11 protein-coding genes are annotated in these 14,580 nt (G+C 56.7%); 7 read left to right on the top strand and 4 right to left on the bottom strand.

The features are described from left to right. The first annotated feature begins 621 nt into the window (after nt 1-621). The 6 genes from Q7O77_RS06565 to Q7O77_RS06540 all read left to right on the top strand — a co-directional run bounded on the left by Q7O77_RS06565 (nt 622) and on the right by Q7O77_RS06540 (nt 6,148). Nucleotides 622-1,377, top strand: a complete 756-nt coding sequence (locus Q7O77_RS06565; RefSeq protein ID WP_304164664.1) for a glycoside hydrolase — start codon at nt 622-624, stop codon at nt 1,375-1,377. A 191-nt stretch (nt 1,378-1,568) separates the two neighbouring features. Further along, nucleotides 1,569-2,978 (top strand): D-arabinitol 4-dehydrogenase, encoded by a 1,410-nt coding sequence (gene dalD, locus Q7O77_RS06560; RefSeq protein ID WP_304164662.1) that lies wholly within the window; start codon nt 1,569-1,571, stop codon nt 2,976-2,978. 1 nt (nt 2,979) lies between these two features. Then, entirely contained in the window at nt 2,980-3,396 is a 417-nt protein-coding gene (locus Q7O77_RS06555; protein ID WP_304164659.1) for a SemiSWEET family sugar transporter, read from the top strand. 297 nt (nt 3,397-3,693) lie between these two features. Next, entirely contained in the window at nt 3,694-4,389 is a 696-nt protein-coding gene (locus Q7O77_RS06550; protein WP_304164657.1) for a metal ABC transporter ATP-binding protein, read from the top strand. After that, nucleotides 4,386-5,240 (top strand): metal ABC transporter permease, encoded by an 855-nt coding sequence (locus tag Q7O77_RS06545; protein WP_304164654.1) that lies wholly within the window; start codon nt 4,386-4,388, stop codon nt 5,238-5,240. The genes Q7O77_RS06550 and Q7O77_RS06545 overlap by 4 nt, the downstream gene beginning before the upstream one ends. A gap of 29 nt (nt 5,241-5,269) precedes the next feature. Then, nucleotides 5,270-6,148, top strand: coding sequence for a metal ABC transporter substrate-binding protein (locus Q7O77_RS06540; RefSeq protein WP_304164652.1), 879 nt, complete (start codon nt 5,270-5,272; stop codon nt 6,146-6,148). A gap of 63 nt (nt 6,149-6,211) precedes the next feature. On the opposite strand, the gene yacL is transcribed toward Q7O77_RS06540, so the two are convergent. From yacL to Q7O77_RS06520, 4 genes are all read right to left on the bottom strand, one after another. Continuing rightward, entirely contained in the window at nt 6,212-6,574 is a 363-nt protein-coding gene (yacL, locus tag Q7O77_RS06535) for a protein YacL (RefSeq protein ID WP_085652933.1), read from the bottom strand. A gap of 278 nt (nt 6,575-6,852) precedes the next feature. Further along, entirely contained in the window at nt 6,853-9,450 is a 2,598-nt protein-coding gene (gene acnB / locus Q7O77_RS06530) for a bifunctional aconitate hydratase 2/2-methylisocitrate dehydratase (protein WP_304164647.1), read from the bottom strand. A gap of 382 nt (nt 9,451-9,832) precedes the next feature. Next, complete coding sequence (locus tag Q7O77_RS06525; RefSeq protein WP_304164645.1) at nt 9,833-10,681, bottom strand: alpha/beta hydrolase; 849 nt, start codon at nt 10,679-10,681, stop codon at nt 9,833-9,835. 104 nt (nt 10,682-10,785) lie between these two features. Next, nucleotides 10,786-13,146: a TonB-dependent siderophore receptor gene (locus tag Q7O77_RS06520; RefSeq protein ID WP_304164643.1), complete on the bottom strand. Its 2,361-nt coding sequence runs from the start codon at nt 13,144-13,146 to the stop codon at nt 10,786-10,788. Between the two features lie 287 nt (nt 13,147-13,433). Here Q7O77_RS06520 and Q7O77_RS06515 point away from each other — a divergent pair, with 287 nt between their 5' ends. Next, nucleotides 13,434-14,417, top strand: a complete 984-nt coding sequence (locus Q7O77_RS06515) for an AraC family transcriptional regulator (protein ID WP_304164641.1) — start codon at nt 13,434-13,436, stop codon at nt 14,415-14,417. Nucleotides 14,418-14,580: the final 163 nt, after the last annotated feature.

Below are 14,580 nucleotides of genomic sequence, written 5' to 3'. Positions count from 1 at the left end.
TCTACACTATCCTCTTCGTCGGCAGCGTCAGATGTGTATAAGAGACAGTAATTAAACGGTGGTTAAACAAGATAAACACGAATAGAAAAATAGTAACCCTGTTCGGCGGTTAAAATTCGTACATTACTGTGTTTTAAGGTTTATCTGTTATTTTCGCCCATATTAAAAATGCCATAACCCCCTAAAAGGGTTAGTTTTAATCCTTTCACCCATAAAGTTAAAAGGATGCCTAATTAATGATTAATGGATTATTTTTATCCATTAATCACCTCAAAAACGAGGTGATTAATATGCATATCACATCAATGATGTGGCAAGTAATTTTAATACAATAATATTAAAATAATATAGACAAGGAGTCGCCATTTAACACTCAAGACAACGACAACCATTAATCAATTAACGACATGTTTAATTATTCTTAGATACTTTGGAGATAAAGTATTCTCCACGGCGCATCTATTTTTCTCGAGATATTGGTTTTTATTATTCAATGCCGAGACACCTTCTACACCATAAACACTATTCGTGAGCGAAAAGGAATTAACGAAATAACCAGTTAACGATGAAAATCGGTATTAACAGGTCATGTTTATTTGAGATATAAAAAAGGAGCATATCATGAAAAAAACATCCGGTCTTACCACTCTCGCGATGGCGGTATTATTGGCCAACGGCAGCGCCTTGGCGGCCTCGGCCTCTGGCGATAATGCCAAACTCTACCTGCCGAGCGGCATCGATTATGTTTACAACAATACCTGGGGCAAAAGCGCCGTGCCTAACGGGCAGCAGGCCATTTACCTTAACAGCGCCACCAACATGGGATGGTCGTGGTCATGGCCCAGCGATGCCAACTCGGTGAAAGGCTACCCCTCCATTGTGCACGGCTGGCACTGGACGACGGGATACGGAACCAATACCGGACTGCCCGTGCGGCTGTCCGAAAACAAAAACATCAACACCAGCGCGGCCTGGTCTTTTTCCAACGCAACGGGCATGTACAACGTCGCTTACGATATCTGGTTTCACTCCGACAACAATGCCAACTGGTATTCAACACCGACCGATGAGCTGATGATCTGGATGAACAGCACCAATGCGATACCCGCAGGTTCTTATGTGAATACCGTCACGATAGGCGGCATCCCTTGGGATCTGTATAAGGGCTACGGCAGCGGCTGGAATATTTACTCCTTCGTGATCAAAAGCAACCAGACCGCCTCCAAACTCAACATCAAGAATTTCACGGATTATCTGGTCAACGCGAAGCAGTGGATGAGCAACACCAAGTACCTCAGCAGCATCGAATTCGGCACCGAACTGTATAAAGGCTCGGGTACCTTTAGCATCTCCAAATGGAACGTCAGCATCCATTAATCTGCCGAGGCCGACGGTGCTGAGACATCAATTTCAAGCAACCGAAATTGCCCTCTCACTCGTCGGCCCGTTTGCCCCAATATCGCTCATACCATACTTAACACCATGATAAGTATCACATTTTTAATCTCACCTGAAAAATGCTACCCTTAATATTGAATAAATTATCTCCAATGGAGTAAGGAAAGGGTTTGCCTATATCAACTACAGATTCCTCTATTTGGCTTCATCTGGGTGCCAGTGCGTTCTTTCGATCGCATCAGGCCTGGTACCTTAATCAGCTGCGAAAGCAGGGCAACGAACGATGGCACATGGCGCTATCCAACATTCGAAATAGCTCAACGCAAAAAACGCTACAGCAGCTCAAATCTCAGAACGGTCTCTACACGCTTGAAACGATTTCCCCTGACGGCGAACATACCTACGAGACCATAGACGCAGTCGATCAGATCATTCTTTGGGACGGCCAGTTGGCCTCCACGGTAGCTATAGGCGCCGCCCCTGAGACAAAAATTATTTCTTTCACCGTTACCGAGGGAGGTTACTTCCTGGACGACGATGGCCATCTCGATCTTACGCACTCCGCGGTGCAGGCCGATCTTCGCGATGAAGGTGAAATAAATACTTTATATGGCGCATTGACGCTGATCTTGACCGCCCGTCAGCAACAGAAAAGCGGCCCGGTGACCTTACTGTGCTGCGACAACCTGCTGCAAAATGGCGACAGCTTCTCGCAAGGTCTGCGTGAATTCCTCGTCGCCAAAGAGCGTCAGGATCTCGTGGAATGGATGAAAGACAACACTTCCGCGCCGAACAGCATGGTCGACCGCATCACGCCCAAGTTTGACGAAGCGCTTTATCAACGTCTGGAAAAACAGGGTATTACCGACGATGCGGCGCCGCTTTCCGCCGAACGCTACGCCCGCTGGGTGATCGAAGATCATTTCGTGAGCGAACGTCCGCCGCTGGAAGAGGTGGGCGTCGAATTTGTTGAGAACGTCACGACGGTGGAAGAAGCCAAGATCCGCCTACTGAATGCCAGCCACAGCGGCATCGCCTGGGCTGGCGCTTTGCAGGACAAGCGCTACATCGATGAAAGTCTGACGCCGCAGATCACGTCATGGGTACGAGACTACGTGATGCAGGATGTCCTGCCCGCTCTTCGCAGCCGCGGTATCACTCACGTGCAGGAAGAGGAGTGCGAAAGCGTGCTGGCGCGCTTCGGCAACTGCGGCGTCCGCGACACCGTGGCCCGCGTCTCTTCGGATAGCATCGCCAAACTGCATGGATTTATCGTGCCGACGTTGAAAGACCGGTATCATCAGAATGAAATCCCGCGAGCGACGCTGCGCCTGCCCGCGCTGTTTTTCCTCTTTATGCAGCAGCATCATGCTGGCGAACTGCCCTTCAGCTATGAAGATCGCGCCATCGACAGCGTCGACTTTGACGCCATTTTCTCATCCGAAGATCCGCTGACCGCGTTCTCGCAACACCCCGCGCTGTTTGGTTCATTACGCCATCATGAAGCATTAGCTGACCACCTGAGCTCCGCCGTTGAAGAAGTTCGCGCGGTGCTGCAGCCGGTGAGTGAAGGAGCATAATATGAAGAAGAACATCACGATCGTTACGGGAACGATGGTAGCGGCCGCTGCCGCGATTGCCATACTTTATCGCTGGCCGATGGCGCTCGGGGCGCTGGCTGCCTGGGTCACCACCGGCTCTTTTTTCCTGCAGGTGCTGCACATCATTCGCAATAAAGACACGACCGGTATCTCTCTTGGGATGTATGCCGCCCTGTTCTTCGGGGTGACGTCGTGGACCGCGTACGGCTTCAACGTACAAGATATTCCTGTCATGACGGCCAACGGCATTACCGCCGTGCTGGCGTTGGTGGTGATCGTTCTGAAGCTTTACCATGAACGTGAAATCAAGCCCTCGCGCCGCCGCACCATCAAGGTGACGCCGATGCCATCGCGTCGCCGTATACCCGTCGCCGACCCGCTGAACAAGCAGCTGTAATCCTTCAGGACGCCCCGCGCGGCGTTCTTACTGACGAGTCAGGCCCGCGTCTCTCCGGAGCGCGGGCCTGACTCGTTTATCATAGTGTTGCCACTCTCAACACGGGCTCAAGACGTCCTGAAAAACTTTTTTACGTCTGAAACGCCGCGCCTGCATTTTGTTATGTTATAACATAGTCAAATTCAAGGGGGAGAACATGCAGAGCCTTTATTCCTTTTCCACACTGACCCGCGTCGTCATCGTCGCTCTGGTGCTGACCCTGCTGTGGGGACTGATTTCCTGGGCGGTCACACTCGCATGATCGCATTACACCACCTCACCTACGGGTATCACCGGCATGCGCCGCTGGGGACGATTAACGGCAGCTTCGAACCGGGTTCGCTCACCGCCATCATCGGCCCCAACGGCAGCGGAAAGTCGACGTTGTTGAAAACGCTGGCCGGGCTAATGCCGCCGCTGTCCGGCTGCGTCTGCATCGCGCCGGACGTCACGCGGCCGATAGGCTATTTACCGCAGCTGTCCGAGTTTGACCGTCAATTTCCCATCAGCGTCGGCGATCTGGTGCTGATGGGCTGCGTACCGGACAGCGGCCTGTTTGGACGACTGACGCCCGCGCTGCGACGGCAGGCCCGCTCAGCGCTGGACACTGTCGGTATGAGCGACGTCGAACACGTCCACATTGGTCAGCTCTCCGGCGGTCAGCTCCAACGTGTTCTGTTCGCCCGGCTTCTGGTGATGCGCTCCCCGATTATTTTGCTGGACGAGCCGTTCACCGGCATCGATGCCGAGACGGTCCGCATGCTATGGCAGGTCATCCGGCAGCTGCACGAAGAAGGGCGTACCCTGCTGGCGGTGTTGCACGATCTGGAACAGGTGGAGCAGCACTTTCCCCGCGTCGTCATGCTGAACGAAGACGGTCCTCGCTGGGGCGACTGCCATGAGCTGCTGTCGCCGCCGCCCTCGCCCATTACCCCGCTGAGGAGAGTGCAGTGATCTTCATTCATCTGCTCACCCAGCCGTTCGCCGACTTCGGGTTTATGCGGCGGGCGTTGGTCGGCTGTTTCGCGCTGACGCTCGGGGCCGCGCCGCTGGGCTGTTTTCTGCTGCTGCGTCGAATGAGCCTGATCGGCGATGCCCTGTCCCACGCCGTCCTGCCGGGCGTCGCCATCGGCTATCTCATCTCCGGCATGTCGCTGGTGGCGATGGGAATCGGCGGCTTCGTCGCCGGGCTGGCCGTCGCCATGATGTCCGGACTGGTCAGCCGTCGCACCGAGCTCAAGGAGGATGCCAGCTTCGCCGGTTTTTACCTCGGATCGCTGGCGCTCGGCGTCACGCTGGTTTCGCTACGCGGCTCCAGCGTCGACCTGCTGCATGTATTGTTCGGATCGATTCTGGCCATCGACGCTCCCGCGCTGCTGACCATCGGCGTCATTACTTCCGCGTCGGTGCTGATACTGGCGGTGATCTACCGCGCTCTGGTGATGGAGTCGTTCGACGTCACCTTCATGCGCATGCTGTCGGGACGCGCCCGCGCCGCCATCCACGGTCTGTTTTTATCGCTGGTGGTACTTAATCTGGTGGCGGGATTCCAACTGCTCGGCACGCTGATGGCGGTCGGTATGATGATGCTCCCCGCCGCCTGCGCACGCTTCTGGACTCAACGTCTCAGCATGATGCTGGCGTTGTCAGTCGCTATCGGCTGCATCGCCAGCCTGATTGGGCTGCTATGGTCGTATTACGCCGATTTGCCCGCCGGGCCAGCGGTGATTCTGACCGCCACCCTCCTCTTCTGCATTTCCGTATTTTTTGGCTCTAACGGCGGCATGTTACGCACGCGCCGTTGATGATTGCGTCACACACTGAGGGAAAAAAATTGAAACGTTCTACTTTATTACTCCTGCTGTCCGGCTTTCTGATGAGTCCGTTGGCGATGGCGAAAGATCTCGACGTCGTCGCCAGCTTTTCGGTACTCGGGGATATGGTCACTCAGATTGGTGGCGAACACGTTCACGTCACCGATTTGGTCGGACCGAATGGCGACCCGCATGAGTTCGAGCCGTCGCCGAAAGACAGCAAAACGCTGGCGAAGGCGGATGTAGTGTTCGTCAGCGGGCTGGGACTGGAAGGCTGGCTTGACCGGCTGATCGCCGCTTCGGGCTATAAGGGGGAGGTGGTTACCGCCTCAACGGGCGTCACGCCGTTAACCTTGGTCGAAGACGGCAAAACCGCCACGGATCCTCATGCCTGGAACAGCATGGCGAATGGGGTCATCTATGCGCGCAATATTCTGGAGGCGCTGATCAAGGCCGATCCGGACAACGCGCAGGATTATCGCCAGCGCGGCGAGCGTTACATCCAGCAGTTACAACAGCTGGACGACAACGCCAGAAAGACCTTCGCCGCCATCCCGCAGGATAAACGCAGGGTGCTGACCAGCCACGACGCCTTTGGTTATTTCGCCGCGGCCTATGGCGTGAAATTCCTGGCGCCGCTGGGCTATTCCACCGAGTCGGAAGCCAGCAGTAAAGGCGTGGCTGAGCTGATCACCCAGATCAAGCAAACGCACGTGAAGAGCTATTTCATTGAAAACCAGACCGATCCCCGTCTGGTGAAACAGATCGCCAATGCCAGCGGCGCTAAGCCGGGCGGCGAACTGTATCCGGAGGCCCTGACGGACGCCACAGGTCCGGCAGCCACCTACACGGAGGCATTCAGCCATAACGTCGCCGCGATGGCGGCCAGCATGCGTTAACGTACGCGAAGGGAGGGAGCGCTCAGACAGGCTCCCTGCTTCTGGGGAAGGAGAAACGCGCGTTTACCGCGTTTGTATGAACTGCCGGTATTTCGAGAGCAGCGCGAGGAAATCCTCCAGCCCGCACAGAGACAGACTTTCCTCATCGTAGTAGCTCATCCCTTCTTCCATCTCGTCGCAGGTTAAAGAGAGCTGATTGGCGCGGATGATGACCTCTTCTTCATCCAACAGCAGGGAGTATTCGTGCCCCTGCAACTGCCACTGACGTTCGCTGCCGAGCACCGAGCGCGCGCCAGCTTCCACCTCATCCAGCACCGCCAGCTGACCGTTGACTTCTTCATTGAGCCAATGCCCTACGGCCTCATGCCCCATCGACATACGCACGATGACCACGCCGGTGACATCACGCAAAAATTCATAGTCCATCCCGTCGCTCCTGTGAATAAGCTGGTTATCAGTATCATCATCGTGATGTGAGGCAGAAGTCCCCCGCCCAAAGCCGAGCCCCCCACCAACAGGGGCTTCGCCGCTCGAGAGACCGACGGTATTCAGTCCTCGTCGCCGTACCGACAAGGCTCATGCTCAGAGACACTCTACGCGTTATATCTTCTCTGGCTGCACCGGCCCATCATGATAAAGGGGGCCAGAGGCCCCCTTATGCGACGCGCACTATAGCGCTTAGCATGCGATTTTACATCCGTGAATTACACGGCGCTTTGGAAGATCACTCCATCCGCTTTTTCCGTGTACTGAGACAGTCGGTCAAAGTTGAGATAGCGATAGGTATCGAGCGCCGTTTTGTCGACCTGCGCCATATAAGTCTGGTACTCCTCCGGCGTCGGTAAGCGTCCCAACAAAGCGGCAATCGCCGCCATTTCAGCGGAGGCCAGATAGACGTTGGCGCCGTCGCCCAAGCGGTTCGGGAAGTTACGCGTGGAAGTCGATACCACGGTCGCACCATCCGCCACGCGGGCCTGGTTCCCCATGCATAGCGAGCAGCCCGGAATTTCCACCCTCGCGCCACTTTTACCGAAGACGCTGTAGTAGCCCTCTTCCGTCAGCTGAGCCGCATCCATTTTGGTCGGCGGCGCCATCCACAGGCGCGTCGGCAGCTGGCCTTTATGCTGTTCCAGCAGTTTACCGGCGGCGCGGAAGTGCCCGATGTTGGTCATACAGGAACCGATGAACACCTCATCGATTTTACTGTTAGCCACGGAAGACAACAGACGAGCGTCGTCCGGATCGTTCGGCGCGCACAGGATCGGCTCGGTCACATCGGCCAGATCGATCTCGATCACGGCGGCATACTCGGCGTCTTTATCCGCTTCCAGCAGCTGCGGATCCGCCAGCCATTTCTCCATCCCCTGAACGCGACGTTCCAACGTACGGCGGTCGCCATAGCCTTCCGAGATCATCCATTTCAGCAGCACGATGTTGGAGTTGAGATACTCCACGATCGGCGCCTGATCCAGCTTGATGGTGCAACCTGCCGCCGAACGTTCCGCCGAGGCGTCAGCCAGTTCGAACGCCTGCTCCACTTTCAGCTCCGGCAGCCCCTCGATCTCCAGAATCCGGCCCGAGAAGATGTTCTTTTTGCCTTTCTTCTCGACGGTCAGCAACCCTGCTTGAATCGCGTAATACGGGATGGCGTGGACTAAATCGCGCAGCGTAATGCCCGGCTGCATCTTGCCCTTGAAGCGCACCAGCACGGACTCCGGCATATCCAGCGGCATGACGCCCGTCGCAGCGGCGAACGCCACCAGACCGGAGCCTGCCGGGAACGAAATTCCAATCGGGAAACGGGTGTGGGAGTCGCCGCCGGTGCCGACCGTATCCGGCAGCAGCATGCGGTTAAGCCAGGAGTGAATGATGCCGTCGCCGGGACGCAGCGAAACGCCGCCGCGGTTCATGATGAAGTCCGGCAGCGAATGGTGGGTCTGCACGTCCACCGGTTTCGGGTACGCGGCGGTGTGGCAGAAGGACTGCATCACCAAATCAGCGGAGAAGCCAAGGCAGGCCAGATCCTTCAGTTCATCGCGCGTCATCGGCCCGGTGGTATCCTGCGATCCGACGGAGGTCATCTTCGGCTCGCAGTACTGTCCGGGACGAATACCCGCCATGCCGCAGGCACGGCCGACCATCTTCTGGGCAAGCGAGAATCCCTTGTCGCTGTCGGCGACTTCTTTGGCGATACGGAACACCTCGCTGTGCGGCAGGCCCAGCGCTTCACGGGCTTTGGTGGTCAGCCCGCGACCGATGATCAACGGAATACGCCCACCAGCGCGCACTTCATCCAGCAGCACGTCGGTTTTCAGCTCAAAGGTCGCCAGCAGTGCGTCGTCATCGTGGCGACGCACCTCACCTTTATACGGGTAGATATCGATGACATCGCCCATATTCAGGTTAGAAACATCGACTTCGACCGGCAGCGCGCCCGCATCTTCCATCGTGTTGAAGAAGATAGGCGCGATTTTACCGCCCAGCACCACGCCGCCGCCGCGTTTATTCGGCACATAGGGAATGTCGTCGCCCATAAACCACAGCACCGAGTTGGTGGCGGATTTTCGCGAGGAGCCGGTCCCTACGACGTCGCCGACGTAGGCTAACGGGAATCCTTTTTTGTTCAGGGCGTCGATCTGCTTGATCGGGCCAACCGCGCCCGGCTGATCCGGTTCGATCCCTTCCCGGGCGTTTTTCAGCATCGCCAGCGCATGCAGCGGAATATCCGGGCGCGACCAGGCATCCGGCGCAGGTGACAGATCGTCGGTGTTGGTTTCGCCGGTTACTTTGAAGACGGTGACGGTGATTTTTTCAGCCAGCGCCGGGCGAGAGAGGAACCAGTCCGCATCCGCCCAGGACTGCAACACCTGCTGCGCATGCGGGTTGCCCGCTTTCGCTTTCTCTTCCACGTCGTAGAAGTTGTCGAACATCAGCAGCGTGTGCGACAAAGCTTTGGCGGCGATAGGGGCCAACGTGGCGCTGTCCAACGCGTTGATTAACGGATGAATGTTGTAACCGCCTTGCATAGTGCCCAGCAGCTCAACGGCTTTTTCGGGGGAAATCAGTGGGGACGTGGCTTCGCCAGAAGCGACGGCGGCGAGGAAACCGGCCTTGACGTAGGCGGCTTCATCCACCCCCGGCGGCACGCGGTTAACCAGCAGGTCGACCAGAAACTCCTCTTCTCCGGCAGGCGGCTGCTTCAACAAGTCCACCAAACCCGCCATTTGGGAAGCCTCTAACGGCTTGGGGACGATCCCTTGCGCAGCCCGCTCGGCTACGTGCTTACGATATTCTTCTAGCACGACATTCTCCTCGCTCTCATTATCTTCTTCGTTATACCCGCGCACGTTGTGCCCATGGTCATCCTCATGCCTGGAGATCGGCCTGTGGAAGCAAGATTTCGCGTGCCCGGCTTAGCGTCGTCAGCCTATCTCGGTGTGATCGCTCGTTATTTCGTTCACATAATAGCAACATTTGGCGTATTTAACCGCGATCGCGGTGGAATTATCGTTGCTTAATCGCTCACTCTCTCACGTCAGCAGAATAGCATGGGCGCGCAGAAACGCACCATGCGTTCACGAAAAGGCTAACGATGATGTGATTTATATCAATGAGTTATATAACACCCTTGCCGTTACGCCCTTGGATACTCAGGGCATAAGGCGCAGGGCGAACAGCAACGGGTCAGGTCGGCTGGAAATGGTGGCGTAAGGCGGTGTGCAACGCCAGGAAAGGGACGGAGTGGTGCGACTGTCCGGGGTAAGTTTGCAGGGAAACATCCACTTCCGGCGCCCGATTTTTCAAAATCAGCGCCAGCTCGCGTACGCCATCGACCATCCTGCGCTGCCGACGATGCTCTCGCAAGATCTCCCGTTGCCCGGAGGGCAATCCCCTCTCCCACGGCTCCAGTGACTGCTCATATTCGCCGACGCTCAACATCAGACTCACCGGCGAAAGCGTCGGGGTTTGCAGATTGAGGGAAGCCGCCTGTCGCAGGATGTACTCGCCATTCCACCATACGGAGGGACTACAGGCGTAATAATGCTGGAAACTCTCCCGCGCCCAGAACAGCGTATCAACGGAAAACAATCCGCCGTAGGAGTGCCCGAACAGCGCTTCGCGTTGCAGGTCGATGGGATAGCGGGCCGCAATCATCGGTTTCAATTCAGCGATAAGAAAACGGCGAAATCCCGCAGCGTCGCCAGCCATCCCGGCCGGATAGTAGCCGCCCTGTGGATTGGGTTCCAGCACGCGGTGCGCTACCGCAGGACGGTAATCCTTATCGCGCCGGGAGGTGCCGACATAATCAATCCCAACCACAATCCCCGGCGTAATACCGCAGCGGGGGCGGCTGAGCGATGCCATCACGGAAGCCGCCATAGAGAAATACTTGGCGCCGTCTAACAGGTAAATCACCGGCCACCCTTCATCCGGGGGAACCGCCCCGCCGTCGGGGCTCCACGTCATCACGCGGTAGCGGCCGCGCACCGCCGACTCAACGATATCGTCCCTGGTATTGAGCAATTGATACACCCTTCCTCCTGTGTAACCGACGTCGCGCCCGAACGGGTTCCTTCCCGACAGGCGGCGACATTGTTGCAGAGCGGCTCGGCAGCGCCGTTCTCGCTCGCAACGCCTTAGAAACTGGTGTTAATACCCATAAAGAAGGTTCTGCCCGGCTCATTGAACGTGGCCGCGCCAGCGCCAGCGATGGTGACGACATTGGTGGTCAGGTTCCTCACTGACTGCGCATTGCCCGCACGGAACTGACCCTTGTCGAACAGGTTATCCACCCCCGCGGTCAGACTCACATTTTTATTGAATTGGTACTTTCCGCTCAGACCGACGACCGAATACGGGCTGACCTGCGTCAGCTCGGAGCCGCTGACCGCTTCGCCCTTGTAGTTATATTTCTTCGGCTTTTGACGCCCATACCAGGTCAAATCGGCCAGCAACGACAGCTTGTCGGTCGCCTGCCAGCTCACGGATGAATTCAGCGTAAACTGCGGCGTGATGGAGAGGTAATCCCCGGTGGTTTTGTTTTCCGAACGCAGCATCCACGTCAGGTTGTTGTTCCAGCTGACGGTATCCGACACCGGAATATTCAGCGAGCCTTCCAGCCCTTCCACCACCGCTTTGGGCACGTTTTCCCACTGGAAGACGTAGGTGCTGCCATTGGTGCTCCTCCCAATCGGGGACATACCGGCTTCAATCTTGTTGCGGTAGTCATTGCGGAAATAGGTCAGCCCCGCCTGATAACCGTCACGGTGAAACTCCAGCCCGATTTCTTTGTTGACGCTGGTTTCCGCCTTTAACTCGTCATTTCCCAGCAGATAACAGCCGTTAGTCCCACTGACGTAGCAGCCTTGTCCGCGGCTATATAGCAAATAGTTCGGGTTGAGCTGGTAAAGGTTCGGCGCTTTGTACGCGCGGGCGATGCCCAATTTCAGCGTGAAGTCGTCGCCCAGCTCCTGCGAGAGATTAAGGCCGGGACTCCAGTTGCCGCCCGCAATGCTGTGGTGATCGAACCGCAGCGCTGGCGTTAACATGGTGCTGGGCGTCAGCTCAATATTGTCTTCTGCAAAGACGGAGGCGATACGCGCCGACATCTTGCCGCTGCGCGTCCCGTTGGCATAACCGTCGATAGTGCCGCCGGACAGCGCCTGCGAGGTCGACGTCGGGTCTTTCATTTTTTGTTCCGACCACTCGACGCCCACCGTCGCCGTCTGGCTGAACAGCGCTTCAAACGGGATATTGACCTCATTATGCGCGGTCACGGTATCCAGCTTGGTCGTGCCATAGTCGTTGGCGCTGGAGAAAATACCCTCCGTGCCTCCCGCCAGCCCTTCCGTGATACGGGTGTTTTGCGTGCGTTCATACTGCACATACGACGTCGTGCTGATGCCGCTATCCCAGTAACCACGATGGGTCATCGCATAGTTCTGGCGGTACATCCGGTTGGACTCTTTGCCGTAATTGCCGACCACGTAACTGTTGCTGTTGGTGTTTTGCGTATCGCCGGAGTAGATATTCCCCTGACGGCTTGAGCCCACCTCGAACTCCAGCGACTGCTGTGCGGTGATGTCCCAGCGCAGCACGCCGTTGATGTCCTTATTCCGCACCCCTTCACGCCCTGCGGGCAACGAACTGGCATAAGCGCCGGTTCGCTCCGACTGGTGGCCCTCATTGATGTCCCGGGCATCAGCCTGCGTTTTATTGAAATTACCGTAGAGACGCAGACTGAGGTTATCGGTCAGGCCGCCCATCAGACTGAAGTCGGTACGCTTGGTCGCCCCTTCCGCTTTATGCACCGGCATATTCATGTAAGCGTTCCAGGCGCCGTGCCACTCTTTCGTCGGCGGTTTGGTAATGATATTCACCACGCCGCCTGCCGCGCCATTGCCATAGCGCGCCGCCGCCGGGCCGCGCAGCACGTCGATACGCTCGACCATGTCCGCTGGCACCCAGCCGGTGTCGCCGCGGGTATCGCGCTCGCCACGCCAGCCGTAGCGCACGGCGTTCCGGCTGGACACGGGCTTGCCGTCCACCAGAATCAACGTGTTTTCCGGCCCCATGCCGCGAATATCAATCTGCCGGTTGTTGCCGCGTTGACCGCTGGTCGAGTTTCCTGACAGATTGACTCCTGGCATGGTACGGATAAGTGCCGACAAATCATTCGCCGGCGGCCGCTTACTGATATCTTCCGCCGTAATGGTGGAAACACCCGGCGCCTGACGAGTCTGCTCTGCGGCAGTCACAATCATCGTATCCGCATTCTCCGCGCTTTGGCCCTGATCCCTGGTGTTGGCGGCTGCAGTCTCGGTGGATGTCGGGGCTTTCGTCGTCGCGATTGGTTCCCTGGTGTTGATCGCGGCCGCCCCTGCGGCGGTGGTTGTGTTCGTCGATTCGGCGGTCTCGGCCCATGTCAGACCGGACAAGGTGGAGCAGGCCAACCCTATCAACGTCGCCAAACAGTGGCGGGGTGGGTATTTGGTCATTTGAATCGCCCTATCTTTTTATCATTTGGAAAGACGGCTGCTGACAGACCGGGGCATTTCCTTCCATCGTCCCTTACGCAATGGAAAGCAACGTACCGCGCGAAACAAAATAACCGGCGCGAAAGATGAACCGTCAGCAAGAAAGCATCACTGATAATCGTTTGCGTTACCCTTTTGGCGCGATCATTGTTACATTTGTTCCCTGATGCGAGGTTTGCGAAAACGGCAAAATGTTTTGCGTAAACATCGAAATGGCAAAGGATAGCCAGACAAAACGAAGGGAAAACATGGACAATAAAGTACCAGCATCCAAGAATATATTTAAAAATCATATTGTTCAGAGTTCGAAATTAATTACCAGGGATTATCGCTTTCTGACGCCGAGCGGTATAGACGATACGCCGCTGTTGTTTGGCGAATTTAACGTCACTCAGCTCAACCGCGATTTGATCCTGCACACCGCAGATGTGGTGAATCTGACCACGATGAAAACGCAGACGCTCCTGAACGGCGCGCTCAAGCTGGCGATTGTCGTCAACGGCATCGCGCATGTGACCTATGGCGAGCAGCAGCTGCATCTCGGCAACGTCCAGCCCGCGTCGCTCATCGCGCTCACCGAGCCCACGCGTTTCAGCCGCCACGGCAAGCGTAATGAACATGAGCGAACGGTATCGCTGACCTTCAGTCAGGAGTGGTTGTACGGTAATTTGATGGACAGCGTCAGTGATTGGCAGGCCATCTACGATTTCTCGCAAACCCACCTCGCCACCCACCTGTGGATACCGTCCCGGCAAGCGCAGACCATCGCCTGGCAGATCCTCAATTCGCCAGGCTGTAGCACCCCGCTGCAGCGGCTGTATCTGGAAAGTCAGTGCATGTTGCTGATTATCGAAGCCCTCAGCTCTCTGACCGCCCAAAGCCAGACCAAGCACCGGGACGGCATCGACCTGCGCAATCACCACCGCATTCAGCAAGTCCGCGACATGCTGGAAAGCGGCGAAGCGGACCAGCTCTCGATGGATGAAATCGCCAAGTGCGTCAACATGAGCGCCAGTACGCTCCAGCGTCATTTCCGCCACACCTTCAACGTCACCGTCTTCGAATACCTGCGCACCTGCCGACTACGGCGCGCCATGCTGGCGTTGCAACGCGACGGCATACCTATCTCTCAGGCGGCCAGCCTCGCTGGCTACAATAGCTCGGCCAACTTCACCACCGCCCTGCGCCGCACTTTCGGCGTGACGCCGGGGCAAATCAAAGAGCGGTTTTGAGAAAAACTCGCCGTCGGCATATAGCAAAGCTACCTAGCTTATGGCGCTTAGTTATACGACGACGGCCCGTCGCCACGGTAGATTAACTCCCTGTTTTCATCGCGATAGCTTGCTGTTTTATGACCCTTTCCTCTTCAGATATCACGCCAGCATTAGCTGAACT

The organism is Lonsdalea britannica (genome assembly GCF_946477055.1).
Lineage (GTDB): Bacteria > Pseudomonadota > Gammaproteobacteria > Enterobacterales > Enterobacteriaceae > Lonsdalea > Lonsdalea britannica_A.
This window is presented reverse-complemented; position numbering and strand designations above follow the sequence as displayed.